Genomic DNA, 25,470 nt, shown 5'->3' on the forward strand with positions numbered 1-25,470 from the left:
CGGGAGTAAAACTCCCGATTTTTTTATCCCAAGCGTTTGTTTACAACGTCCCAGTTTATAATGTTCCAATAATTCTCAATGTATTTCGGGCGAGCATTTTGAGTGTCCAAATAGTAAGCGTGTTCCCAGACATCAATTGTCAACACAGATTTCTTTCCATGTTTCAGTGGGGTATCAGCATTACCGGTTTGAACGATTTCCAATTTCCCGTCTTTGCTTACAACTAACCAGACCCACCCTGAACCAAATAAGGTAGTGGCTGCTTTCGTAAACGCCTCTTTGAAAGCATCAAAACTTCCAAATGATTTATCAATCAATTCCTTTATTTTTCCTGTTGGTGCAACCTGTGCAGCATGATGAGCTTGGAAGGTTTCAAAATAGAAAATATGATTGTATGTTTGTGCTGCATTATTGAAAATACCACCTTCAGATTTGATCACGATACCCTCTAAACACATCTTCTCGAATTCAGTACCCGCGATCAAATTATTTAAATTCGCGATATAAGTAGCAAGATGTTTTCCGTAATGATATTGAATAGTATGTTCGCTAATGTAAGGTTCTAATGCATTTTCTTTATAGGGTAGAGAAGGCAATTTGAATTTTTTGTCCTCACCTTTGGTATTTATAACCTCTGATGACACCAATACGTCCAATTCTTTGTACTCTTCTGTTTTCATATATTTATGTTTTAAGTTACTACTTTCAAATTTACAAACTTTATTATAGGTTTACGATAAAATATGAATAAAGTTTCTGCTTGCTATGAAAAAATAAAACGGGTAGTTAAGTTTAAAATGATTGTTTATAGTTTTATTGTTATAGATGCCCCGAATCGAGAGGGGGCCCCGGATTGGCCGGATTTCATGTATTCCGGTAAGTGCTTTCCCACGGGACTGTTGAACATATAGCAAAAGAAACTTTTATCTAAAATATTCTTACCCCACACGTGGAAATCGATGTTTTTACCGGAAATGCCTAGCTCCATATTCCAAAGGAAATAGGGATCTTGTTTCATGGTGTTTGCTTCGTCAAAATATTGGGTCCCGAAACCGGTAATAGACGTGGTGACCGTGAAAAATTTAAATAAAGAAGACTTTATTGCTTGGGTGTACGATGCCCCCGTGTTCATCGTGAATTCCGGGGCCATGACGATTTTATTACCCTCGTATTCCTTGGTTAAGTGGTAATAGTATTCCGAATTGCTGTATCCGGAGGAAAGGAAGTAAACCAGTCGTGGCAGGCATTCCCAGCTTAAATCGATCTCCGCTCCAATACTGCGAGCGTCTCCCGCATTTTTAATAATCGGCCCCATCATCTCCATGACAAAGATTTGTTGGTCTTTCCAATCAATGTAAAAAAGTGCCCCGTTCATGTTAAAACGTCCATTAACGCTAAAGTATTTAGCTCCAACTTCGTAATTCCACAAGGATTCTTTGCCGTATTCCAACTCTACCACTTGCGTGGTCATCTTGTTGGAAATGATATTATATCCGCCGGCCTTGTAACCTTTCGATATATTTAAATAGGTGGATAACTGTTCGTTCCATTTTTGTAGAACAGAGAATTTAGGCAACCAAGCCGCGTAAGCATGTTTTTCATCCCAATCATGATAACCGGTAAATTGCTCTGCATCGTGAAACAACAAACTATCTCGGTAAGAGAGAGACGCTTTCTCGTAATCATATCTGATTCCAGCTGTAACGAACATCCCTGGTAAAAGATTTTTCACGGTAACCTGCCCATACCCGGCAATACCCCAAGTGGATGTGTTATTATAATACAACACTTGATCCAAATCCAGTGGGAGAAGTAAATGGCGTTCCGTACCAAAAGTGGCCAGATAATCATTCTTCAAGTCCTTGTAAAAACCAAATGTTCCTACTGTCCAATCAATTTTCTCGCCTTGAGAGGACCGGTAGTTGATCTCCTGCGTGATCAGATCTTGTTTTGATTTTTTTTCATTTTGAAATACATCATGATACGTGAAATCTGCATCCAGAACCTGTTTATCTTTAGCCCGAGAATAAGACGTGATCCAGTTCAACAGAGTTTGAGAAAAATGCTTTTGCATGTTTACATACGTGGACAATAAATCCCGTTTATAGGATGCGTCCGCATTATAATTGACTCGGTAGCGGTGTACTTTTAACGAATCGACAGCATGATAAGCGTAACCGTCATCAAAGCTATGGTTGTAGTTTATACCGAGCGCTATTTCCCAAGTAGCATCCGTGAACACGTTGCCTTGATAGCGGATATCGTATGAATCTGATTTATTCGATTTTCCTCCGGTAAAATCATTTTTAAAATACCCGTCCGTACGATTGTAAGCAAAAGACAGTTTGTTGTATAGGACTCTGTTTATGGGTAAATTAGCCATAAATAGGTAATTCTGAGAATTGTAACTGGAAACACCGGCTTTTGCCTGTAAAGAAAATTTTGTCACCGGAGGATTTGTCCGGATATTAATCAAACCGATGATACTATTTCGTCCATATAAAGTGGTTTGCGGGCCTCGCAGTACTTCTATTTGCTTGATGTCATACAAATCAAATATAAAGGCATTTTTGTCAAAGATCGGGACTCCATCCACGTACAAACCGACGGGCGGGGTACCGGATACCGTTCCAATTCCGCGAATATAGAGCGGGGTCGATAGTTTCAAACCACCTTCCTGCATGTAGAAATTCGGAACGATTCCCGATAGGTTTCGGAGATCCGGATTATTCTCGTTTAACAAATTTTTCCCGCTAATCACGCTGAGGGCAACAGGTATTTCGCTAATGGATAATTCCCTTTTCTCAGCCGTAATGATAACTTCTTTTAGTTGTTTAATGACACTGAATGTAGAGTCATTTGTTTGCATGGTCTCGGACCGTTGTGCAAACAAATGACCGGAAATGAATGTCAATAGCAAAGTGCTATATATTATCCGCATTTGATATTGTTTTTAATTAATATATCCCGTGAATTATTCTACTCTTTCCTTTTAAAGGATTACGATAAGTAGATAACGGGAGGGGCCCTTAACGTTAGCAGTATAAGGTTAGGATCGTCATAGGTAGCAAAATAGACACGTTGCTTGGTTTTCGATCGATCGTCTGTTATCTTTAAATAAGGAGAATTGGGAGAAAAAATGATCTCCTCGTCTTCTACGGTTTGACAATCGTATATTTCATTTTTCCCAATTCGATATTCGATAATTTTTTCCTGTCCCGGAATAGCTTCCGGGAATCTTATTTCAGTTTGTGAATAAAAACATATCACAAAAAACGCTGAAACAAGCAAATAGACGAATATGTTTACCGATGGTCCGATGAAAAACATGGTACAAATCTATAAAATAATTGGATATGATAATTAAATTCTTTATGGGCATGATTAATTAGAACTGTTCTAAATTTTCACAAAATACAATCTGAAATATTGCATTTATAAAAAAGATGACGATATTTGTACTCGATATAAAATTGTAATAATTACAAATAAGAAATGAATACAGATTTAGGAACACGGGAATATTTACTAAAGTATGACATTAAACCATCTGTGCAGAGAATGGCTATCATGGATTATTTGATGTCACACCGAATACATCCGAGTGCTGACGAAATTTACAATGCTTTATATCCGACCATACCTACTTTGTCTAAAACGACAATATATAACACGATGAAATTATTCGTGGAACAGGGAGCGGTGAAAGCTCTCATGATCGATGAGAAAAACGTACGATTTGACATTGACACGTCAAGGCATGCTCATTTCATGTGTTTGGAATGTGGTTGCGTGTATGACCTTCCAATTGAGAACCAAGAAGCCATACAATTAGAAGGAGTAGGGGAGCTGGTTGTTACAGAGATCCATCTTTATTACAAAGGCTATTGTAAAGAATGTGTCAAAGAGAAAAGAAAAAACATATTATTATAACATTTAAAAAAGTTCATTATGAAAAAATTTATCTGTACCGTATGTGGTTACGTTCATGAAGGAGATGAAGCTCCGGAATTTTGTCCTCAATGTAAGCAACCGAAAAGCAAATTCAAAGAATTGGTTGAAACGGAAGGTGCTCTGACATTTGTTGACGAACATCGTCTCGGGGTTGCAAAAGGTGTTGATCCTGAAGTTCTCGAAGGATTGAGAGCACATTTCAATGGCGAATGTTCAGAAGTCGGGATGTATTTAGCTATGAGCCGTCAGGCAGATCGTGAAGGTTTTCCGGAAATTGCAGAGGCTTTCAAACGTTATGCTTGTGAAGAAGCAGAACATGCCGCTAAATTTGCAGAATTATTAGGAGAATGTGTTTGGGATACCAAAACAAACTTGAAAAAGCGTATGGAAGCCGAGGCTGGTGCTTGCGAGGATAAAAAACGTATTGCAACCTTAGCTAAAAAATTGGACTTGGATGCCATTCATGATACGGTTCATGAAATGTGTAAGGACGAAGCCCGTCACGGTAAAGGTTTCGAAGGATTATACAATCGTTATTTCAAGTAATCTATAAAAAATGGAACTGTCGAATAAATCTTATCTAGTATCAATGAACTACCCCCTCCAACTCTCCCTTACACAGGGGGAGGGTTGATAACCAGGCAGTTTCCCCTCCTGTGTAGGAGGGGTTAGGGGAGGTAGTCGTTAAAAATAGACTTATTCAACAGTTCCTTTTTTATTGTATTTTATGAAACTTCATCTTACAAATTTCCGTAATAATACTCGAAATTGAATTTAATACGGAGAATTTGTATGGAAACTTATAGATGCGAAGACGTCACTTTATCCAATAGAGGAATTGATAGTAAAGGCTGGCTGTGTAATCCACAAGAAAAAGGTAAAAAACCGGCTATACTTGTTTTAGGTCCTAAAGATGCCTCGAACAATGCGGTATTATTACAATATGCCACGCGATTGGCAAACTATGGTTTTGTCGTTTTAGGGATGGAGGAGACTCAAAATGTAAAAGCAGCCATTGACTATTTGAGCTTGAAAGATGAAGTTGACCCGAATAAAATGTACGCCCTGGGAATATGTAATGGGACAAATGAAGTTTTGGCCAGTACAGAAGCGGAAAAACGACTAAAAGCCATTGCCTTGGTGGCAGGATGCTACAAACGCAAAGAGGCGTCCCGGGTAAAAGTTCCGACAATTGTTATTCATGGAGGGGAAAACGAAAAGGAGTACCAATCCGCTCAATGCGTGTACGACACGATTTGTGCCGAGGAAAAATTAGCCATATGGGAAGGTTCTGTTACTCATGCACAATATTTTGAAGATCCTCTTGTTCTGGATAAAACGGTACGGAATGTCTTCCGCTGGTTTAAAACACATTGATCATCGGATCAAAACGGTCGAGCGTATAATACGAAAATCGTCGGTCGTTTATTTATATCCGGTTTTACATGTTTCCAATCCTTTATGACCATGGTTTTTATATATTCATTTTCTGTCGTAATATCACACGCAATCGTAAGACGTGTCATGGGAGACAAGGTGGCTATCATATCCTCGAATAATTGCACGTTCCGATAGGGAGTCTCTATAAATAATTGAGTACGATTCTCTGCGGCGGATTGTTTTTCGTAAGCTTTCAACGTTTTAATACGTTCCGGTTTAGAAATAGGTAAATAACCATTGAACGAGAAGTTTTGCCCGTTAGCCCCGGAGGCGATCAATGCCAGTAAAATAGAAGAGGGACCGACTAAAGGAATTACCTGATAATCATGTTTATGAGCCAATGCCACCAATTCTGCTCCTGGGTCTGCAATGCCGGGGCATCCGGCCTCGGAGATGATACCCATGTCCTGATCGGCCAGATAAGGGAGATAGGTTTCAATATCCTTTATATCCGAATGTTCATTTAAGTCTAAAAAGACAAGTTCGTCAATATTTATCGCCTTATCTATTTTCTTTAGATAACGTCGGGTATTTTTCACGTTTTCCGTTGCAAAAACTTTGATATTCTTAATGATATGGATTACATCATCAGGAATAACCCGTCCTATCGGTGTTTCCCCAAGTAAATTGGGGAGTAAATATAATTTTCCCATGATAAAATGTTTGGGGCAAATATACAGGATTATTCCGAATCTTATTATTTTTGCATGATATAATAAAACATTCCACATGGAATTTTCGATGTCAGAATATAATTATTTTTCAGTCTTCAACAAATGAAAGTAACGATTTTAGGAAGTGGAACTTCACAAGGGGTTCCCGTTATTGCTTGCGAATGTTCTGTTTGTCACTCAACAGATGAGCATGACAAACGGTTAAGGTGTTCTGCTATGATTGACATTGGGGACAAAAAATTGATTATAGATGCCGGGCCTGACTTCCGAACACAAATGCTACGAGCAGGGGTAAAAAACGTGACAGCCTTGTTGTTGACGCATGAACATAAAGATCATATCGGGGGACTGGACGATATTCGAGCTTTTAATTGGGTCAAAAATGGAGAAGTTGACATCTATTGTAATCAGCGGACTAAAGACGTTATCTGCAAGGATTATGATTATGCTTTCGCGGAATTCCGTTATCCCGGTGTTCCGGAAATGAATATCCATGTGATAGATGAAATTCCATTCTGGATTGATGATATTAAAATAGAACCCATCACGGTAATGCACTACAAACTTCCTGTCACGGCATTCCGTATTGATAACTTCGCTTATATCACAGATGCGAATTTCATATCGGAGACGAGCATGAAAAAATTGAAGGGTGTCGAATACATGGTCATTAATGCTTTGCGTAAAGAAGTCCATCTTTCTCATTTTACACTGGATCAAGCCATTGAAGTGGCGAAAAACTTACATGTGAAACAAGCTTACATCACACATATCGGCCATCAAATGGGGTTGCATAAAGAAGTGTCGCTGGAGTTGCCGGAGAATATACACCTGGCACATGATATGTTATCATTTGAATTTTAAAATCTTACTTACTCCTTCTGGTTCTCTTTTTGTTAAATAATTGCTGAAAGGAAGGTGTGAAAGTGAATAAAAAAGGATTTAAAATTTCCGTTAATCCACTGTTTTTATTACATTTGTGGGATTTTAGTAATATAGGGGTGAAATTTAGAATAATACCCTATAAAACAATGCGTTAATAGTGTAATTTAATATTATAAATGGAAAACGTCGGAGAAAAAATTATCAAGATCAACATCGAGGAGGAGATGAAATCTTCGTACATTGACTATTCAATGTCGGTGATTGTGTCGCGTGCATTACCTGATGTTAGGGACGGTTTGAAACCGGTACAGAGAAGGGTATTATATGGAATGAGCGAATTGGGTGTTACGTCTGGTAAACCATTCAAAAAGTCAGCGAGAATCGTCGGAGAGGTACTCGGAAAGTACCACCCTCATGGTGATAGCTCGGTTTACATGGCGATGGTACGTATGGCCCAAAGTTGGTCTTTGCGTTATCCGCTGGTTGACGGGCAAGGAAACTTCGGTTCCGTGGATGGAGATAGCCCTGCGGCAATGCGTTATACTGAGGCTCGTTTGATGAAGGTAACCGAGGACACCTTGGTGGATTTGGATAAGGATACCGTGGACATGATTCCGAACTTCGACGAATCATTAAAAGAACCCAGCGTTCTACCCACCAGAATCCCCTTGCTGCTCGTGAATGGTGCATCCGGTATTGCTGTGGGTATGGCGACGAATATGCCTCCTCATAATCTAAGCGATACGGTAGACGCGATTTGTGCTTATATCGATGATCCGGATATAGAGATAGACGATTTGATCCGGATCATAAAAGCCCCCGATTTCCCCACGGGAGGAACAATTTACGGGTATGCCGGGGTGAAGGAAGCATATCATACGGGAAGAGGCCGCGTGGTTGTTCGTTCGAAAACATCTGTGGAAACAACTCCTCACGGACGGGAAAAACTGATCGTTCACGAAATACCTTATATGGTCAACAAGGCGGAATTGATTTCTCGCATTGCAGACTTGGTAAACGAGAAAAAAATAGATGGAATCTCTAATATCAATGACGAATCAGACCGTAGCGGTATGCGTATCGTGATTGATTTGAAAAAAGATGCCATTGCCAATGTCGTACTGAATACATTATTAAAACATACGGCTCTTCAAACTTCTTTCGGGGTAAACAACATCGCACTCGTTGGAGGTAGACCTCGTTTGTTGAATTTGAAGGACTTGATCCGGTTATTCGTAGAACATCGTCACGATGTCATTACACGCCGGACGCGATTTGAATTGAAACAAGCGGAAGATCGAGCTCATATTTTGGAAGGTTTAATCATTGCCAGTGATCATATTGACGAAGTGATCCGAATTATCCGGGCATCTAAAACTCCGGATGAAGCGAAAAACAATTTGATTGAACGCTTCTCCTTGACAGAAATTCAGGCTCGGGCGATTGTGGAAATGAGATTGCGTCAACTGACCGGTCTGGAGCAAGACAAGCTAAGAGCCGAGTATGACGACATCATGAAACTGATCGAGCATTTGAAGGAAATTTTGGCTAGTTTGGAATTAAGAATGCAAATTATCAAGGAAGAACTGCTTCAAGTAAAAGCTCAATATAGCGATGAACGTAAAACCGATATTGTTTATGCATCCGAAGAATTCAACCCGGAAGATTTTTATGCCGATGAAGAAATGGTGATCACCATTTCTCACATGGGATATATCAAACGGACACCATTATCTGAATACAAAGTTCAAAACCGCGGGGGAGTAGGTTCGAAAGGGTCGGCCACGAGAGATGAAGATTTCCTTGAACACATGATCATGGCCACGATGCATAACACCATGTTATTCTTCACGGAAAAAGGAAAATGTTTCTGGCTGAAAGTATGGGAAATCCCGGAAGGCACCAAACAATCCAAAGGTAGAGCTATCCAGAATCTGTTAAATATCGAGCCGGATGATAAGGTGAAAGCTTACATCAACATCCTCAATCTGAAAGACGAAGAGTATATTAATAATAACTATATCGTATTATGCTCTAAACAAGGTATTGTGAAAAAGACGACCTTGGAAGCCTATTCTCGTCCGAGAGCAAATGGTGTAAATGCCATTACAATTAAAGAAGGAGATCAATTACTGGATGCAAAAATGACCAATGGCAAATGTGACATCATGATTGCAATCAAATCCGGTAAAGCCATCCGTTTCCCGGAAGAAAAAGTTCGTCCCATGGGTAGAACGGCATCTGGGGTGAAAGGTATCTCGCTAGATAACGAAGGAGACGAGGTAATCGGTATGATTTGCATCGAATCCGGTAAATCCGACGTGTTGGTTGTTTCTGAAAATGGATATGGAAAACGCTCCAGTATAGAGGATTATCGTATCACCAATAGAGGTGGTAAGGGGGTTAAGACGATCAACATGACGGAAAAGACAGGAAATCTGATAGCCTTACTTGACGTTACGGATGAAGATAACTTGATGATTATTAACAAGTCTGGATTGACGATAAGACTGGATGTCAGCACTTTGAGAGTTATGGGACGTAACACGCAGGGAGTGAGATTAATTAATTTGAGAAATGATGATGCTATTGCCGCTGTAGCGAAAGTATCCGCTTCGAAAGAAGAGAATCTTCCGGAAGAAGGGCAGGAGGGAACGGAAATAGCAGAGTCAAACGATGAAGAATAATTATTTACACATGATATCTAATTGGAACACAAATTTTTAATGTATGAAAAGACTATCTTTTATCATTGCCCTTCTGCTTTGCGTGAATATATCTTTCGCGCAAAAGGGGAAAGTAACATCTGCTGTTAGCTTTTTCACGCAGGGAAAGCTGGATAAAGCGAAAGAACTGATAGATGAGGCTATTGGTCATGAGAATTGCGTAAACTGGGCGAAAGCCTATATGGTTAGAGGACAAATCTACCAAGCAATCTTCGAAACTCAAGATGAGAATTACAAAAAACTCTCCAAAGACCCGTTAAGCGTAGCGTGGGACTCTTATCAAAAAGTTATCCAACTGGACGATAAGAATAAATTTGAGAAAGATTTAAAGACTCAGTATGCAAACTTGGTTATAGACTTTACTAACCAAGGTGTTATTTGTTACAACCAAGGAATGAAAACAGATGATACCAAAGATTTTAAAGACGCTGTAAACAATTTCAAACGCGTATTGGAAATCAACGAATCTCCGTTAGGTTCTAAAAAAGTGGACACGACTGTCATCTATAATGCCGGAGTGGCTGCCCACAAAGCCGGAGATTTGGATGAAGCAATCAAATTCTACAAAAAATCTTTGGAATTAAACTATGAAGCCGGAAAGATTTACGCGATGGTAGCAAATATCCTTTTGGGACAAAGCCGTGCCGCTAATGAAGCCGGAGATTCTGTTACGGGAAAAGCAAAACAGGAAGAAGCTGTTAATTTCTTACACGAAGGACACAAATTATATCCGGATGATAACTACATGCTGGTTGAATTGATCAACTACTACTTGATGGGAGATACCCCGGCAAAAGCTGAAGAATTCTTGGATGCAGCCATCAAACAAGAGCCGAATAAAGCAGAATATTATAGAGCTAAAGGATCTTTATACGAGAAATTGAATCAACCAGAAAAGGCTGAAGCCATGTATCTCAAGACGTTGGAGCTAAATCCAAATGACTTCTTCGCACAATACAACTTAGGGAATATTCACTTAAACCGGGTTATTGAAGATCATAAAGTTGTACAGGATATCGTTGATGCAAAGGAATATAATGCCGCATTGGACAAAATTATGGATAAATACGAGGCCGTAATTCCTTATTTTGAAAAAGCATTGGAATTAAATCCTAATGACAGTAACACGTTGTCTACTTTGAAAGAATTATATTTCCGCTTGAGAACAAAAAATAAAGTTTATCAAGAGAAATATGACAAAACAATGGAGAAGTTAAAAAGCTTGTAAAGATCACAAGGAGAAGGAGATATATGATTCTCCTTCTTTTTTTAGTGTTTAATTATTAACATAATATCAATTATAAGACATTTATTATGCGAGAAGAAAAGATTACTTTTTCTTTTCATGATCTTTCAAAAGTTACTATATTTGTAAGTTACAAACATCTAAGAATAATATTCATGCAAAATAAAGTTGTAATTATTACAGGAGCTTCTTCTGGCATCGGTAAAGCACTTGTTTATGAATTTGCAAAACGTGGTGCAAAAATTTCCATGGGTGCTCGGAATTTAGATGAATTACAAAAAATCGAGACAGATTTGAAAGCGCAAGGTGTTGATGCTCTTTCCGTTCAAACAGACGTTACTCAAGAGGCAGATTGTAAAAATCTAATTGAAAAAACGGTTGAGCGATTTGGTAAAATTGATGTTCTTGTAAATAATGCCGGAATATCCATGCGTGCACTATTTGTGGATTTGGAATTGGATGTCATACGTCGTTTAATGGACGTGAATTTTTGGGGAACGGTTTATTGTACCAAATTCGCGCTACCCTATATATTAAAAACGAAAGGTAGTTTAGTCGGGATTATTTCTGTTGCCGGCTTTTTGGGGTTACCCGGCAGAACCGGATATTCTGCCAGCAAATTTGCCGTGCGCGGATTCTTGAACACATTGCGGGTCGAAAACTTAAAGAAAGGATTGCATGTCCTTGTTGCTGCACCCGGATTCACGGCTTCTAATATACGGAAAACAGCTTTAGTCGCTGACGGCCGTCAACAAGGCGATAGTCCGCGGGCTGAAGACAAAATGATGAGTGCAGAAAGATGTGCCCAAATAATTGTGAATGGCGTTGTGAAACGTAAACGGGAAATCGTGATGACACTGGTTGAAGGAAAAATATCCGTCTTCTTAAGCAAATGGTTCCCTAGCTTATTGGACAAACTTGCTTACAGCCACATGGCTAAAGAGCCCGATTCACCATTTAAATAACGAATATAAAGCACATGAGAAATCTTGTACTTGTCACTTTTATATTTCTAATATCCATAACTTCCCTTTTTGCCCAGAAAAGAGAACATACACGTGTTATGCCTAAATTGTCATCTTCTCGCGTGTTACCCTTGAAACATAACAAAATAGATTCTCTTTATCATACTCGTCCTCAACTCAAATACATTTATTTGCATCATAAAAATCAACATATTGATGATCCGCACGTTCGCTATGCTTTGGAAAACTTGAAAAAAGAAAGAATGAAATATTATGAGTTATACAAGGCCATCAATACATTAAGTGATTACGCTGAAAATGAACATATTAAATATATGCTCAATTACGTGAGGAACTATTTTGAAACCGTACAGGCAAAAGAAGAAGCTATTCATCAGATTCAGGACCGTATAAAAAAAGATAGTATCGAATTCTATAAAGAACATCCAGAAGATTCCATACATTACGATAAATTGTTAAACCAGAATTTGAAGACATTACTCTCCTTTATGGAGCAGGATGTGAATTATCAATGGATGAAGGAAAAAAGTCGTGATTCCGTACAAATCACCTTATTGTCAGCCTCTAACCATCCTAAAAACTTGTGGCTAAACACGGGAAAAACACAATATTATCGCTTTATGGCAGAGAACTTTATTGGTGACACGATCGGTACTTGGGTAAAAGTAATGCCGCGGGGAAATCAACTGAAATTCTTTCTGGATGAAAATGTTTATCAATATCAGAAATATTCTGAACCCAAAGAAATTATTAAAGAATGCCTTCTAGAATCCTCTGATTCAATATATTTTGTACTGTCGGAAATGAATGTCGGTCCCATATCCCGAAGGTACTGGATGTACTATTCCGATGTCACTTTTTCTTTTGGACAAGGGTTTATTAGTAGCAACTGGGCCAGCGGTGGTGAAAACTCGCTATCCATTCTCTCTGACTTAAAGTATTTTGCAACGTATAAAAAGAATAACACAACGTGGGAAAACTCGATCCGTTATCGCCTGGGAGCCTTAAAAAGCGGTAGTGAAGACTTGAGTAAAAATGAAGATAAATTGGAACTCCAATCGAAACTGGGAATAAAAGCTTTTAAACATTGGAACTACGCCACGCAGTTCGATATGAATACCGTGTTGTTCAAAGCAAAAAACAACCCGAATAAAGAAGTCGTTGCAGCCTTTTTAACACCTGGAAATTTCACCTTGTCTTTGGGTTTGGACTATAAACCCAAGAGTAACATTTCTTTGTACCTGTCTCCTATCGCCGGACAATGGGTATATATGCGTGATACAAACCTTGTCGCACCCAAGCGTTATGGATTGGAAGCAGGGAAAAAATTCAAAAGTGATGCCGGTGCTAAAGTTGAATTGAAAAACCAGCATGAATTCTTTAAATTCTTAAAAATTGACAATCATCTGATTATATTCTCCAGTTACTATGAACAACCGGAAAAATTGACAATGGACTGGCGACTGACGCTGAATTTTAAAATCAATTATTTCATGCAGACCTCCATTTACGCCAATGCCGTTTACAATCAGAATGATTCTAAAAAGATACAATTAAAACAGACATTAAACTTAGGAGTTTACTTTAGATTTTAAAACATATGATGAATTTTGAATCCTGCGAGATCAACAATATCGTGATCCATGATATCGGTAATAAGTACGAGGACGGCAAATTGCGTTTCTCGGAAGCTTGTTTCTTACCGGATGATATGGATGTTCACAACCTACTTAAAAGTTATTTTCTTGCACCTTTTAAAAAGGATGCTTATTTCCGCTTTGCCCCTATCGAGGATAACTTATACCATAATTTGGTGTATAATGCGATAAATTCCATATTTGAAGATAACACGAATTTTTACGAGGCTTCGTTAAATATTGCACAGCATCTATTCGACCAGTCGAACCATCCGAACATAAAAGCCGGAGAGTTATACATGGTCCATTTCAAAAACTGCGTGCTGGAAGAAGGACCTTGTGATGCTATCGGTATTTTCAAATCAGAAACGAAGGATACTTTCCTGAAAATCATCATGAATGATAATAGTTATCAGCTGGAAAGCGAATCGGGAATCAATATCAAGAAATTAGATAAGGCCTGTTTGGTATTCAATATTGAGAGTGAAAACGGTTATCGGGTAAGCATTTTGGACAAGACCAATTCCACGGAAGCAGTTTACTGGACGACTGATTTTTTAGGATTGGAACAATGTGAGGATAACTATTTCCAGACATCCAACTATTTGAAACTCTGCAAAGATTTTGTTCAGGAGGTTTATAACCAGGAAAATGATATTCCGAAAGCTGACCAAATTGATATGCTTAATCGCTCTATTGATTACTTTAAAAAAGCAGATACATTCAATGAAAACTTGTTCAAAGAAGAAGTGGTCTCCGATCCGCAAATCATCGATGCTTTTGAGAATTTCAAAAACTATTATGAAGAAAAGAACGAACTCGCGTTAAAAGACCAATTTGATGTATCCAACAGTGCGGTAAAAGATGAAAAAAAATACTTTAAGCACGTGTTGAAATTGGACAAAAACTTTCATGTTTATATTCACGGACAAAAGAAATACATCGAGAAAGGGTACGACTCGGACCGGGATATGAATTATTACAAGTTATATTTTAGAGAAGAAAACTAATATTTCCTGCTTATGAGCAAAAAAATCAGGAACATCGTTATCATATTAGGTATATTGGTCGTTGCCGTTGGCATCTGTGCGGGATTAGGATATTATTATATTCTGGCTCCAAACACGAATGTCAAGGATGACGGTATTATTTACTTGCGGGATAACAGTACCCTATCACAGGTGCTCGACGCCCTGCGAAGATATGGGTATATCGAAAATACCCACACCCCCGGTGTGGTCGCCAGACTGAAACGTTTTACTTCACCCGTGAAATCCGGAAGGTATAAAATTCGGGACAAAATGAACAATAATGAATTGATCAACATGTTTCGGTCCGGAAACCAATACCCGGTTTACTTCACCTTTAATAATATGCGGACGCTGGATGAATTTGCCGGGAAAGCTCATGAAGAATTAAATACCTCCAAAGAAGAATTGCTAACCCTGTTGAAAGATGCTGATGTGCTCGCCGATTTAGGATTTGATACTACCACGATCATGGCCATGTTTATTCCTAATACCTACCAGATCTATTGGAACACCCCGGCTCTTGATCTGTTGAAACGAATGAAAAAAGAATACCATCGTTTCTGGAATGAAGACCGGATGGCAAAAGCATCGGCAATTGGACTTTCCCCGGAACAAGTAATTACGTTGGCCTCGATCATTGAAGAAGAGACCGTGAAAGCAGAGGAGTACCCCGTCATCGCGGGCGTTTACATCAATCGACTGAACCGGGGAATCAAATTGGATGCTTGTCCGACACTTAAATTCGTACTGGGAGATTTCACGATAAGTCGTATTCTGGATCGTTACCTGAAGATAAATTCACCCTACAATACATATATGTACGCCGGGCTTCCCCCGGGACCGATCCGGATGGCTTCCATCAAGGTCATTGATAGCGTGTTGAATTATCAAAAGCATGATTATCTGTATTTCTGCGCTAAAAGTGACTTTTCCGGCTACCACAACTTCTCGAAAACACTCCGCCAGCATAACATCTATGCCCGGGAGTACCATCAAGAATTGAACAAACGGAAGATATGGAAGTAAAATTACGTGGAAAAGCCAAAAACTAAATGAACTCTTAAATTCTAAACTTTTCCTGTGTGGCTGGAATCTAAAATTTTAAATCTAAAATCTAAAATGGTAAATTTCTTTGTAAATCCGAAGGAAAGTAGTAACTTTGCGGGCGATAAATAAATTTTTATTACATTAATGTATTAATAAACAATCAGTTATGTTGAATCATTACGAAACCGTTTTCATCACAACTCCCGTTTTATCTGAAATACAGGTAAAGGAAGCGGTAGAAAAATTCAAAGCTGTTATTACCGAGAATGGCGGTAATATCGAGCACGAGGAGGCTTGGGGTCTACGCAAGCTGGCTTATCCAATCCAAAAGAAAACGACAGGTTTTTATCACTTAATCCAATTCGAAGGAGAAGGTACACTAGTTAATAAACTGGAAACTTCTTACAGACGTGACGAAAAAGTGATTCGTTTCTTGACGTTCAGATTAGACAAGTATGCTTACGAGTATGCATTGAAAAGAAGAGCTAAAAATCAAGTAAAACAAGAGGAGAAATAAGCCATGGCACAGAACGAAAGCGAAATTAGATATTTAACCCCCCCAACGGTTGAAATCAAAAAGAAAAAGTACTGTCGATTCAAAAAAGCAAAAATCAAATTCATCGACTACAAAGATCCGGAATTTTTAAAGAAATTCTTGAATGAACAAGGAAAGATTCTTCCTAGAAGAATTACCGGAACTTCTGTGAAGTACCAAAAGAAAGTAGCAACCGCTGTGAAGAGAGCAAGACATCTTGCTTTGTTGCCCTACTTAACCGACTTGATGAAATAATTTTAAGGAAGGAGGACACAAATGGAGATAATATTATTGACAGACATAGCCAACTTAGGACATAAGGATGACATCGTTGATGTAAAACAAGGTTACGGACGTAACTACCTTATCCCTCAAGGTTACGCTATTTTAGCAACACCTTCTGCTAGAAAAGTTGTTGCAGAGAATTTAAGACAAAGAGCTCACAAAGAAGCTAAATTGAAAGCAGAGGCAGAAGAATTAGCAGCAAAATTGGCTGAGGTAAAACTTACGATCGGGGCTAAAACCAGCTCTACCGGTAAGATCTTCGGTTCTGTTAACAGCATCATGATTTCTGAAAGTTTGAAGGAGAAAGGTTTCGACATCGACCGGAAGAAGATCGTGCTGAAAGATGTAAAAGAAGTTGGAACTTATACCGCTCTTATCAAACTTCACAGAGAAGTGAAAGTTGATGTTGAGTTCGAAGTAGTTTCAGAATAATTAAAACAAGTCATTAACAAGACTTAAACGTATTTCCAAACATATTCCAAACGCTAAAAGCACCCCCAAAGGGTGCTTTTTTTGCGAAAAACCTTATCTTTGTATATATTTTGGAAGGACATATATGAGTAAGCAAAGCATTGAGTTGAAAGGTGTACGGGTTCATAACCTGAAAAATATCGACTTGAACATCAAGTTAAACCAGTTTGTCGTGATTACCGGGGTTTCCGGAAGCGGCAAATCTTCACTGGCTTTTGACACGTTATATGCAGAAGGACAACGACGCTACGTGGAAAGCTTGTCTTCCTACGCCCGTCAATTCTTGGGGAGATTGAACAAACCGGAATGTGACTACATTAAAGGTATCCCACCTGCCGTGGCAATCGAGCAAAAAGTGAATACCTCGAACCCGCGTTCAACCGTGGGAACATCCACGGAACTTTACGATTATATCAAACTGCTGTATGCCAGAATTGGTAAAACCTACTCCCCTGTTTCGGGCGAAGAAGTTAAGCGTCATAGCGTGGATGATATCTACTCGTATATTTTGGAAGGCCATACCGATCAGACGGTGGTCATCATGGCAAAATTGGCCGAGACGACAAATGAAAATCTTCCTCTTTTAATCAGCCAGGGATTCTCACGAATAAAATACGGGGATGAATTCATACGAATTTCCGATTTGATCGAAAAAAATATCCCGCTGGATGCCTCGAAGGAGATGTTTCTCGTGATTGACCGAACCCGGATAAATGACGAGAAAGACACGGTATCCCGGATAAAAGATTCCGTTGAAACGGCTCTTTACGAGGGAAACGGAACTTGTTACATTGACATTGACGGTGTAACACGCTCGTTTTCAAATAAATTCGAGGCGGATGGTATTGAATTTCAAATACCTACCATTAACACGTTCAGTTTCAACTCCCCCATCGGAGCTTGTCCGAAATGCGAAGGATACGGAAAAATACTCGGGATCGACGAGGATCTCGTGGTCCCCAACAAATCGTTGAGCGTCTACGATGACGCGGTCATGTGCTGGCGAGGAGAAAAAATGAGCGAGTGGAAACATTTTTTCGTACAACGTGCTCATAAGATCAATTTCCCGGTACATACCCCTTATTTTGAACTGACAGACAAGGAAAAAGATCTTCTTTGGAATAGTGAATACGGAATATACGCGTTTTTTGAACACCTGGAGGCTAAAAAGTTCAAAATACAGAACCGTGTAATGATTGCCAGGTATACGGGAAAAACCAGATGCCCGGTGTGCCACGGAACTCGCTTGAAAAAAGAAGCCTCCTACGTGAAAATAAACGGGCGATCGATTACAGAACTTGTAGATATACCCATCTCGGAACTGAAAACTTACTTTGACAACCTTCAGTTATCCGAACACGACCAGACAATTGCAGCACGAGTACTCCCGGATATTCACAACCGGATTGATTTTCTGTTGGATGTCGGTCTTGGCTACTTGACACTGAATCGTTTATCCTCCTCATTATCCGGTGGAGAGTCACAACGCATCAACCTAGCAACCTCTTTGGGTTCTGCTCTTGTCGGTTCGCTATATATTTTGGATGAACCGAGTATCGGGTTGCACTCCCGGGACACGGATCGCTTGATACAAGTACTTCAGCGTCTTCGCGATATCGGTAATACCGTGGTGGTCGTTGAGCATGACGAGGATATTATCAAAGCGGCGGACGAAATTATTGATGTCGGCCCCTTGGCAGGAAGATTGGGTGGAGAAATTGTATACCAGGGAACATTGCAAAACTTGAAAAAAGCGGACACCCTCACGGCAGACTATATATATGGGAAAAAGAACATTCCCGTTCCGGCAAAAAGAAGAAAATCAAAGCGTTACCTACTCCTTTCCGGGGCTACGGAAAATAACCTTAAAAACATTGATGTCAAAATTCCTTTGGGAATAATGACAGCCGTGACCGGGGTTAGCGGGTCGGGTAAGAGTACATTAATCAAAACGATTCTGGTACCTGCCCTGAAAAAATATTATGGCGACTATTCCGACCGTACCGGAAGCTTCAACCGCTTGAGTGGAGATTTGAATTCTATTCATGGCGTGGAATTTATTGACCAGAACCCGATTGGTAAATCTTCCCGTTCCAACCCGGTTACCTACCTGAAAGCATGGGACGATATACGTAAAATATTTGCTGACGAAAAATTGTCGAAATTAAACGGGTTCAAACCGGCACATTTTTCATTTAACGTACCGGGCGGCCGCTGCGAAGAGTGTCAGGGAGAAGGAATCATCAAAGTCGAGATGCAGTTCATGGCGGACGTCTATTTGGAATGTGAACATTGCAAAGGGAAACGCTTCAAGGATGAAGTTCTGGAAGTAAAGTACAAAGGACAGAATATATATGATATTTTGGAGATGACCGTGAACCAGGCCGTGGAATTTTTCTCTTCCGGGACAAGTCATAGCGAACGCAGCATCGTTAGCAAACTGCAAAAATTGGTTGATGTCGGTCTGGGGTATATAAAATTAGGTCAGGCATCCAGCACGTTAAGTGGCGGCGAGAGTCAACGTGTAAAACTGGCTTACCATCTTAGCCAGGAAAACGCGGAACCGACCCTTTTCGTGTTTGACGAACCGACCACGGGGTTGCATTTCCACGATATTCATAAGTTGATGGATTCCCTGAACGCGCTGATCGAACGAGGACACACGGTATTGATCATTGAACACAACATGGACGTGATCAAATGTACCGATAATATTATCGATTTAGGACCGGAAGGAGGAAGTGAAGGTGGCTATCTCGTTTTCGAGGGAACGCCGGAGGACTTGATAAAATGTGAAGCCTCTTATACCGGGAAATATCTTGCCGAGAAATTGCAGGAAAATAAATAACGAACATGCTTACTTGGAATATTTAAATATGAAGAAGTTAATAGATTTCACTGTTACTGAGAACAAAAAATTAAATCACGACACCATTTTGTTGGTGTTGCATTCGGAGGAATTGCCTGAAATTCAACCGGGACAATTCGTGAATGTACGGGTGGATCACTCACCCTCAACTTTTTTAAGGAGACCGATTTCCGTGCATGACGTGGACGAATCACGCGGGTTACTTTACCTTTTCATCAAAATCGTGGGATGCGGAACATCAACCTTGAGTGAATTACAAGTCGGTGATAAAGTAAACGTGATGCTACCCCTTGGTAATCATTTCTCAATCCCGTCTTCCGGCAGACCTCTGCTCATTGGCGGCGGTTGCGGAGTTGCCCCGATGTTACACCTGGCCCGGGTGATGAAAAAACAAGGGTTATCGCCTGTCGTGTTGATCGGTACCCGAACCGGTAAAGACATTCTTCGAAAAGAAGAATACGAAAAATATGCAACTGTATACTATACAACTGAAGACGGATCTTTCGGGGAAAAAGGGTATGTCACGCAACATTCTGTTTTGAAAGAAAAATTTGATCATATCTTTTGTTGCGGTCCGGAAGTGATGATGAAAGCAGTTGCAGGGTATGCGAATCAAAATAATATTCATTGTGAAGTATCTTTGGAAAACACGATGGCTTGTGGTATCGGTGCATGCCTCTGTTGTGTAACCGACACGAAAGAAGGTCATAAATGCGTGTGTACGGAAGGTCCTATTTTCAACATAAAAGATTTAAAATGGCAAATTTAAATATAGATATCAACGGTTTATCCTTGAAAAACCCCGTGTTAACCGCTTCCGGGACTTTCGGATATGGAACTGAATTTCAGGATTTTATTGATTTAGAGCGTCTAGGCGGGTTTATCGTGAAAGGAACAACGTTAAAACATCGCGAAGGAAATCCTTACCCCCGGATGGCCGAAACACCTTCCGGAATGTTAAACGCCGTGGGATTGCAGAATAAAGGTGTAGACTATTTCATAGAGCATATTTACCCGACAATAAAAGACGTGAACACGAATATACTGGTGAATGTATCCGGTTCAACTATCGCCGATTACGTTGCCACGGCAGAAAAAATCAACGCTTTGGATCGTATCCCGGCCATCGAACTGAACATCTCCTGTCCTAACGTGAAAGAAGGGGGTATGGCTTTTGGAACGAGTTGCATTTCAGCTTCCGAGGTGGTCAAGGAAGTTCGGAAAGTCTACAAAAAACATTTGATGGTCAAATTATCTCCTAATGTCACGAGTATACAGGAAATTGCCTTGGCCGTGGAAGGTGCTGGCGCGGATTCGGTGTCACTCATCAACACGTTGATGGGGATGGCTGTCAATGTAAAAACTAGAAAACCTGTATTAAGCACAATTACAGGCGGCTTGAGTGGTCCTTGCGTGAAACCCGTGGCCCTTCGTATGGTTTGGCAAGTTGCCAAGGCCGTGAAAATCCCCGTGGTCGGTTTAGGTGGAATAAGTTGTGCTAACGATGCCATCGAATTCCTATTGGCCGGAGCCTCAGCCATACAGATCGGGACGGCAAATTTCATCGATCCGACGGTAACAATAAAAGTAATTGATGGCATTAACGATTACTTGGACCAAAACGGCTTCACGTCGGTAAAAGAAATAATTGGGGTGATATAAGAAAGGATGGAAAACCGACTGGTAATCAGCTCTCCCCCAGTGTAAGGGGGAGCTGGAGGGGGTAGTTTAGCGTCCCCTTATTCCTTTTCATAGTCCTCAAAACTGCCATCTTCAAAAAACAGTATAATCCGTTTTATTTTTTTGGTCTGTTTCGTGAAAGGCCTGACGGATGCTATCGGATCTCTAGTTTCTTCTGATTTCACATTTTTATCGGGAATAACAGACGCATTTTGTTTTTCCGTCGGTTCCATATCAAATAAAGTCGGTTCGGACATCACCGGATTTTTTTCTTTTTGCACGGGAGAATTATCCATCGATCCGTTTCCTGTAATTAACCAAGTCAGATTAAGATCCGGAAATGTTTTGGCGATATTATTGATAATATCAAAACCGGGTTTATTCCTACCTGCAAGAATATGGGAAATTGTAGAAGCATTTACGCCAATCATGGCTGCAAATTTTGTTGCAGTCAGTCCCTTTTTCTCAATAATTTGATTCAAACGTTCTTGCATAGACCTGTTATTTTGTAAATTTCGGTGTTACAAATGTAATCAATCGAGCGAAAAAAACAAAATTACATTTGTAATGATCGAGAATTACAAATGTAACAAGAAAATACTGGAAATACACACGAAATCTCGATTATTCCTTATAATATAGTTGTTATCAATATAATCCTCCATGTTGATCCATTTTTTGCTATACAACACGTTTCGCACGGTACAATAATCACTTAAAATCAATGATTTACATATATTCGTCGTGCTGAACACGGCTTGTACTTAAACTTCACATATAGATATTATAACAATTGATTATCAATACATTACATTTGTCATTTAAGTTTAATTAATAAAAGATACATGTAGGATTTTTGATTATGGTTAAATCAGGGTTAAATATAAACATCACGTGTTTAATGATTAATTATTGGTATTCAATATAATAGATTCAAATATTTACAAGTGTTAACGGGTAAAATGCCTCAAATTGACTGACACTTGTAATAATTACACATGTAATCCTCCCTCCTGTTTTTTCGCTTATATTTTCATTACATCCGTAAACTACATTTGTAATTTCACTATCTTTACAAATGTAATATACCCCTGTTTTGTTATATTCAACAAAAACTCTACATTTGGAAAATAAAAAAATAAAGTCATGAATATACCAGAGAAATTAATCGAGTTAAGACGCATTATGAATCGAGAAAATATTGCGGCTTATATCATATCCGGAACAGATCCTCATAATAGCGAATACCTTCCCGCGCCATGGCAACAGAGAAAATGGATTTCCGGTTTTACCGGGTCGTATGGAACTGTCGTGGTGACCAAAAACGAAGCGGGATTGTGGACGGATACCCGTTATTTCATTCAAGCGGAGAAAGAATTGGCCGGTTCCGGGATAAAGCTCCATAAATTGCGTATTCCCGGGGCTGTGGATTATCCTCAATGGCTGGCAGAAGTACTTGAACCTGGAAATAAGGTGGGAATTGATGGCTTTTGTATGTCTGTTAGTGATGTACGCAACCTGAAAAACGTGTTGGGTCCTAAAAATATAACCATCCAGGAGCAAATTGATTTGTTGGGCGAAATGTGGTTTGATCGTCCGGCCCTTCCCATGGAAAAAATAACGCGTCTAGAAACAAAATATGTCGGGGAATCCGCGGGAGAACGGATTGATAAAATTCGTGAATTTATACGCGATCATCGTGGTGACGCCATGTTATTCAGCTGTTTGGATGAAATTGCTTGGTTATACAACATTCGCTGTAATGACATTGCTTACAATCCGGTTGCCATATCTTACGCTATTGTAGAAAAAGACAAAGCCCATTTGTTTATTAAATTGGACAAGATTTCTCAAGAAATAGCACTGCAATTGGCTGCAGATGGAATTGAATTACATGATTACCACCATTTGTTCCTTTTCTTAGATGAACAAAAGAAAGAAAACGTGTATTTCGCGGATACTAATACGTGCAACTATGCTGTTTTTAATCATCTGGCGAAAAAATTTGAGGTACGTGAAATCGAATCTCCCATCCCTTTGCTGAAAGCTGTAAAAAATGCGACTGAACTGGAGGGATTTAGATTGGCTTGCCGAAAAGATGGCGTTGCGTTATCTAAATTTTATTATTGGTTGGAAAATAGATTGTTACAACAGCCTGTGACGGAATTGGAAGCAGCGGAACAATTAACCAGGTTCCGTTCGCGAGATAAAGAGTACGTGTCGGATAGTTTCGGGTGTATTTCTGCTTACGGCCCCAATGCTGCTTTACCGCATTATTCAGCCACCCCGGAACAACAATCGGAAATACAACCCAAAGGATTGTATCTCGTGGACTCCGGTGCGCAATACATGCATGGAACGACAGACGTTACCCGCACGATGCCGTTGGGAGAACTGACAGAATTGGAAAAGGAGGATTACACGCTTGTTTTAAAAGGCATGATCGATCTTAGCATGTTGTATTTTCCTAAAGGATCCAAAGGGTGCAACATCGATATAGTTGCCAGGTTGCCATTATATATGAATCTTCGGAATTTCGGTCATGGAACAGGACATGGTGTCGGGTATTTCCTGAACGTGCATGAAGGTCCGCAATCCATTCGTCCGGATTTAAAGAATCAAGAAATATTGCCGGGTATGGTCACTTCCAACGAACCGGGGCTATACCGTGAAGGATTACACGGCATTCGCCACGAGAACTTGATCGTGTGCCGACCTAAGGCGGTAAATGAGTTTGGTGAATTCTATCAATTTGAAACAATAACTCTTTGTTATTTCGATACTTCTGCCCTGCTAACTAAACTTTTAAATCAAGATGAAATCGATTGGCTGAATGCTTACAACGAGCGGGTTTATCAAGAAGTATCTCCTTATCTTGAAGAACAGGAAAGGGTTTGGTTGCGAAACAAGACAAAAGCAATTTGACAAGAATTAAGCCGGAGTTAACCTCGAGATAAGACATCATAAACAAATCATAGCCGTTTCCCCTACGTTTAAAACACGTGTAGTGAAACGGCTATGACCTGCAGGGAAAATATTGGTTTATCCCTCGTCGCGTACAATTTCGATATTAATACGCGATAAATTCGCGACTACTTCTTCGTAAAAGTTGTATGCACATCACTTTCTTGGTAAAGGACAACGGATGATGATGAAACAATTGCAGCAGCAATGGTCAGATAATACGATCCGGCTTCTAAAGAAGTGATTTTAGATGAATATTCACTTTCAGGTAATGTGATTTTTCTTTCAGCTTGATCAAGTGCAGTATCCTTATAACTTGCAACTATAACAAAATTGTCATATAAAGTGGAAGATGATGATTTTTTTAGCACCACCAAGTAATCTGTTGCTCCTTCAACTTTATTGAATGTTGCCGTGATTTCGGCATTGTTGCACTCCACGTTTCCTTTCAGTTTTGTCTTCATCTCAGTCGTGTTGTTTATAACGGCTGTACCTTGTGCCGGTTCTTCGTCTTGATTATAAGCAGTTATGGTAAACGTACCGCTAGGAAGTTTATCCATACTACTATTATATGAAAGGTTGGATAACCAGTAATACCCGCCAAAACTTTCCATTTGAGTCATCAAAATGGATTCACCCCCAGGAGCTTTTACGCTACATTTCGTCATCGGTTCATTGGCTACAGTATAAATAACCGGCGTAAATTGACTACTAATAGTTGTTGCTTCTGCTTCTCCGGGTATTTCGTAAACAGTTTGAATTACATATCCGATTCCTCCAACCGTGAAATCCGGATCATTACTACCCAAGCAAGATGCCATCGCGAAAGCCGTAACCAATAAAATTACGTACTGTTTTAAATTTAAGATTGTCTTCATTTTAGTTGTTTTATAGTTTTTAAAATTCCGTGATTGTCACCACATATTTTTATTTCACACTGCGAATATTCGCAAAAAAACAATACGATGCAAAAAAAAAGAGAGCTTTTTAGCTGATAATGATTTTTTTTCATTTTTTTCGCGTAGTGAACGCAACCATTT

At 39.6% G+C, this 25,470-nt stretch carries 22 protein-coding genes; 17 read left to right on the top strand and 5 right to left on the bottom strand.

The window, feature by feature from the left end:
- Positions 1 to 23: 23 nt before the first annotated feature.
- Positions 24 to 680 (bottom strand): superoxide dismutase, encoded by a 657-nt coding sequence (locus tag D8S85_RS02195; protein WP_106624597.1) that lies wholly within the window; start codon positions 678 to 680, stop codon positions 24 to 26.
- 125 nt (positions 681 to 805) lie between these two features.
- Positions 806 to 2,941 (bottom strand): TonB-dependent receptor, encoded by a 2,136-nt coding sequence (locus D8S85_RS02200; protein WP_106624598.1) that lies wholly within the window; start codon positions 2,939 to 2,941, stop codon positions 806 to 808.
- A gap of 554 nt (positions 2,942 to 3,495) precedes the next feature.
- Here D8S85_RS02200 and D8S85_RS02205 point away from each other — a divergent pair.
- The 3 genes from D8S85_RS02205 to D8S85_RS02215 all read left to right on the top strand — a co-directional run bounded on the left by D8S85_RS02205 (position 3,496) and on the right by D8S85_RS02215 (position 5,331).
- Entirely contained in the window at positions 3,496 to 3,933 is a 438-nt protein-coding gene (locus tag D8S85_RS02205) for a Fur family transcriptional regulator (protein ID WP_106624600.1), read from the top strand.
- Positions 3,934 to 3,951: 18 nt separating this feature from the next.
- Complete coding sequence (locus D8S85_RS02210; protein ID WP_127074760.1) at positions 3,952 to 4,500, top strand: NADH peroxidase; 549 nt, start codon at positions 3,952 to 3,954, stop codon at positions 4,498 to 4,500.
- Between the two features lie 246 nt (positions 4,501 to 4,746).
- On the top strand, positions 4,747 to 5,331 hold the full coding sequence (locus D8S85_RS02215; RefSeq protein ID WP_106624602.1) for an alpha/beta hydrolase: 585 nt from the start codon (positions 4,747 to 4,749) through the stop codon (positions 5,329 to 5,331).
- A gap of 8 nt (positions 5,332 to 5,339) precedes the next feature.
- Here the strand turns inward: D8S85_RS02215 and D8S85_RS02220 are convergent, their stop codons facing one another.
- Complete coding sequence (locus tag D8S85_RS02220) at positions 5,340 to 6,047, bottom strand: SAM-dependent methyltransferase (protein WP_394345036.1); 708 nt, start codon at positions 6,045 to 6,047, stop codon at positions 5,340 to 5,342.
- 123 nt (positions 6,048 to 6,170) lie between these two features.
- On the opposite strand from D8S85_RS02220, the gene D8S85_RS02225 reads away from it, so the two are divergent.
- The 13 genes from D8S85_RS02225 to D8S85_RS02285 all read left to right on the top strand — a co-directional run bounded on the left by D8S85_RS02225 (position 6,171) and on the right by D8S85_RS02285 (position 21,448).
- Positions 6,171 to 6,932, top strand: a complete 762-nt coding sequence (locus tag D8S85_RS02225; protein ID WP_106624603.1) for an MBL fold metallo-hydrolase — start codon at positions 6,171 to 6,173, stop codon at positions 6,930 to 6,932.
- Positions 6,933 to 7,129: 197 nt separating this feature from the next.
- Entirely contained in the window at positions 7,130 to 9,640 is a 2,511-nt protein-coding gene (gene gyrA, locus D8S85_RS02230) for a DNA gyrase subunit A (protein WP_106624604.1), read from the top strand.
- Positions 9,641 to 9,683: 43 nt separating this feature from the next.
- Positions 9,684 to 10,907, top strand: a complete 1,224-nt coding sequence (locus D8S85_RS02235) for a tetratricopeptide repeat protein (RefSeq protein WP_106624605.1) — start codon at positions 9,684 to 9,686, stop codon at positions 10,905 to 10,907.
- A 173-nt stretch (positions 10,908 to 11,080) separates the two neighbouring features.
- Positions 11,081 to 11,890, top strand: coding sequence for an SDR family oxidoreductase (locus tag D8S85_RS02240; protein ID WP_106625234.1), 810 nt, complete (start codon positions 11,081 to 11,083; stop codon positions 11,888 to 11,890).
- A gap of 14 nt (positions 11,891 to 11,904) precedes the next feature.
- On the top strand, positions 11,905 to 13,506 hold the full coding sequence (locus D8S85_RS02245; protein WP_240648796.1) for a DUF3078 domain-containing protein: 1,602 nt from the start codon (positions 11,905 to 11,907) through the stop codon (positions 13,504 to 13,506).
- 5 nt (positions 13,507 to 13,511) lie between these two features.
- Positions 13,512 to 14,558 (top strand): nucleoid-associated protein, encoded by a 1,047-nt coding sequence (locus D8S85_RS02250; protein WP_106624607.1) that lies wholly within the window; start codon positions 13,512 to 13,514, stop codon positions 14,556 to 14,558.
- Between the two features lie 12 nt (positions 14,559 to 14,570).
- On the top strand, positions 14,571 to 15,605 hold the full coding sequence (mltG, locus tag D8S85_RS02255) for an endolytic transglycosylase MltG (protein WP_106624608.1): 1,035 nt from the start codon (positions 14,571 to 14,573) through the stop codon (positions 15,603 to 15,605).
- A 190-nt stretch (positions 15,606 to 15,795) separates the two neighbouring features.
- Positions 15,796 to 16,143, top strand: coding sequence for a 30S ribosomal protein S6 (gene rpsF / locus D8S85_RS02260; protein WP_205702828.1), 348 nt, complete (start codon positions 15,796 to 15,798; stop codon positions 16,141 to 16,143).
- A gap of 3 nt (positions 16,144 to 16,146) precedes the next feature.
- Positions 16,147 to 16,416, top strand: a complete 270-nt coding sequence (gene rpsR / locus D8S85_RS02265; protein WP_018336357.1) for a 30S ribosomal protein S18 — start codon at positions 16,147 to 16,149, stop codon at positions 16,414 to 16,416.
- Positions 16,417 to 16,437: 21 nt separating this feature from the next.
- On the top strand, positions 16,438 to 16,878 hold the full coding sequence (rplI, locus tag D8S85_RS02270) for a 50S ribosomal protein L9 (RefSeq protein WP_106624610.1): 441 nt from the start codon (positions 16,438 to 16,440) through the stop codon (positions 16,876 to 16,878).
- 124 nt (positions 16,879 to 17,002) lie between these two features.
- Positions 17,003 to 19,765, top strand: coding sequence for an excinuclease ABC subunit UvrA (uvrA, locus tag D8S85_RS02275; protein ID WP_106624611.1), 2,763 nt, complete (start codon positions 17,003 to 17,005; stop codon positions 19,763 to 19,765).
- Positions 19,766 to 19,793: 28 nt separating this feature from the next.
- Positions 19,794 to 20,555 (top strand): dihydroorotate dehydrogenase electron transfer subunit, encoded by a 762-nt coding sequence (locus D8S85_RS02280; protein WP_106624612.1) that lies wholly within the window; start codon positions 19,794 to 19,796, stop codon positions 20,553 to 20,555.
- Positions 20,543 to 21,448 carry a dihydroorotate dehydrogenase gene (locus tag D8S85_RS02285; protein ID WP_106624613.1) on the top strand — a complete coding sequence of 302 codons (906 nt, stop codon included), beginning with the start codon at positions 20,543 to 20,545 and terminating at the stop codon, positions 21,446 to 21,448. The genes D8S85_RS02280 and D8S85_RS02285 overlap by 13 nt, the downstream gene beginning before the upstream one ends.
- A gap of 77 nt (positions 21,449 to 21,525) precedes the next feature.
- Here D8S85_RS02285 and D8S85_RS02290 read toward each other — a convergent pair whose 3' ends face one another.
- Entirely contained in the window at positions 21,526 to 21,960 is a 435-nt protein-coding gene (locus D8S85_RS02290) for a helix-turn-helix domain-containing protein (protein ID WP_106624614.1), read from the bottom strand.
- Positions 21,961 to 22,612: 652 nt separating this feature from the next.
- On the opposite strand from D8S85_RS02290, the gene D8S85_RS02295 reads away from it, so the two are divergent.
- A complete protein-coding gene (locus D8S85_RS02295) occupies positions 22,613 to 24,391 on the top strand; it encodes an aminopeptidase P family protein (protein ID WP_106624615.1) in 1,779 nt (592 codons plus the stop codon).
- Between the two features lie 167 nt (positions 24,392 to 24,558).
- Here D8S85_RS02295 and D8S85_RS02300 read toward each other — a convergent pair whose 3' ends face one another.
- Positions 24,559 to 25,308, bottom strand: coding sequence for a hypothetical protein (locus D8S85_RS02300; protein WP_106624616.1), 750 nt, complete (start codon positions 25,306 to 25,308; stop codon positions 24,559 to 24,561).
- Positions 25,309 to 25,470: the final 162 nt, after the last annotated feature.

The organism is Butyricimonas faecalis, assembly GCF_003991565.1.
GTDB lineage: Bacteria > Bacteroidota > Bacteroidia > Bacteroidales > Marinifilaceae > Butyricimonas > Butyricimonas faecalis.

What these genes read in the sequence shown, in the direction of transcription:
- D8S85_RS02195 (WP_106624597.1), bottom strand. Translation starts at nt 680, where the DNA reads ATGAAAACAGAAGAGTACAAAGAATTGGACGTATTGGTGTCATCAGAG.
- D8S85_RS02200 (WP_106624598.1), bottom strand. Translation starts at nt 2,941, where the DNA reads ATGCGGATAATATATAGCACTTTGCTATTGACATTCATTTCCGGTCAT.
- D8S85_RS02205 (WP_106624600.1), top strand. Translation starts at nt 3,496, where the DNA reads ATGAATACAGATTTAGGAACACGGGAATATTTACTAAAGTATGACATT.
- D8S85_RS02210 (WP_127074760.1), top strand. Translation starts at nt 3,952, where the DNA reads ATGAAAAAATTTATCTGTACCGTATGTGGTTACGTTCATGAAGGAGAT.
- D8S85_RS02215 (WP_106624602.1), top strand. Translation starts at nt 4,747, where the DNA reads ATGGAAACTTATAGATGCGAAGACGTCACTTTATCCAATAGAGGAATT.
- D8S85_RS02220 (WP_394345036.1), bottom strand. Translation starts at nt 6,047, where the DNA reads ATGGGAAAATTATATTTACTCCCCAATTTACTTGGGGAAACACCGATA.
- D8S85_RS02225 (WP_106624603.1), top strand. Translation starts at nt 6,171, where the DNA reads ATGAAAGTAACGATTTTAGGAAGTGGAACTTCACAAGGGGTTCCCGTT.
- gyrA (WP_106624604.1), top strand. Translation starts at nt 7,130, where the DNA reads ATGGAAAACGTCGGAGAAAAAATTATCAAGATCAACATCGAGGAGGAG.
- D8S85_RS02235 (WP_106624605.1), top strand. Translation starts at nt 9,684, where the DNA reads ATGAAAAGACTATCTTTTATCATTGCCCTTCTGCTTTGCGTGAATATA.
- D8S85_RS02240 (WP_106625234.1), top strand. Translation starts at nt 11,081, where the DNA reads ATGCAAAATAAAGTTGTAATTATTACAGGAGCTTCTTCTGGCATCGGT.
- D8S85_RS02245 (WP_240648796.1), top strand. Translation starts at nt 11,905, where the DNA reads ATGAGAAATCTTGTACTTGTCACTTTTATATTTCTAATATCCATAACT.
- D8S85_RS02250 (WP_106624607.1), top strand. Translation starts at nt 13,512, where the DNA reads ATGATGAATTTTGAATCCTGCGAGATCAACAATATCGTGATCCATGAT.
- mltG (WP_106624608.1), top strand. Translation starts at nt 14,571, where the DNA reads ATGAGCAAAAAAATCAGGAACATCGTTATCATATTAGGTATATTGGTC.
- rpsR (WP_018336357.1), top strand. Translation starts at nt 16,147, where the DNA reads ATGGCACAGAACGAAAGCGAAATTAGATATTTAACCCCCCCAACGGTT.
- rplI (WP_106624610.1), top strand. Translation starts at nt 16,438, where the DNA reads ATGGAGATAATATTATTGACAGACATAGCCAACTTAGGACATAAGGAT.
- uvrA (WP_106624611.1), top strand. Translation starts at nt 17,003, where the DNA reads ATGAGTAAGCAAAGCATTGAGTTGAAAGGTGTACGGGTTCATAACCTG.
- D8S85_RS02280 (WP_106624612.1), top strand. Translation starts at nt 19,794, where the DNA reads ATGAAGAAGTTAATAGATTTCACTGTTACTGAGAACAAAAAATTAAAT.
- D8S85_RS02285 (WP_106624613.1), top strand. Translation starts at nt 20,543, where the DNA reads ATGGCAAATTTAAATATAGATATCAACGGTTTATCCTTGAAAAACCCC.
- D8S85_RS02290 (WP_106624614.1), bottom strand. Translation starts at nt 21,960, where the DNA reads ATGCAAGAACGTTTGAATCAAATTATTGAGAAAAAGGGACTGACTGCA.
- D8S85_RS02295 (WP_106624615.1), top strand. Translation starts at nt 22,613, where the DNA reads ATGAATATACCAGAGAAATTAATCGAGTTAAGACGCATTATGAATCGA.
- D8S85_RS02300 (WP_106624616.1), bottom strand. Translation starts at nt 25,308, where the DNA reads ATGAAGACAATCTTAAATTTAAAACAGTACGTAATTTTATTGGTTACG.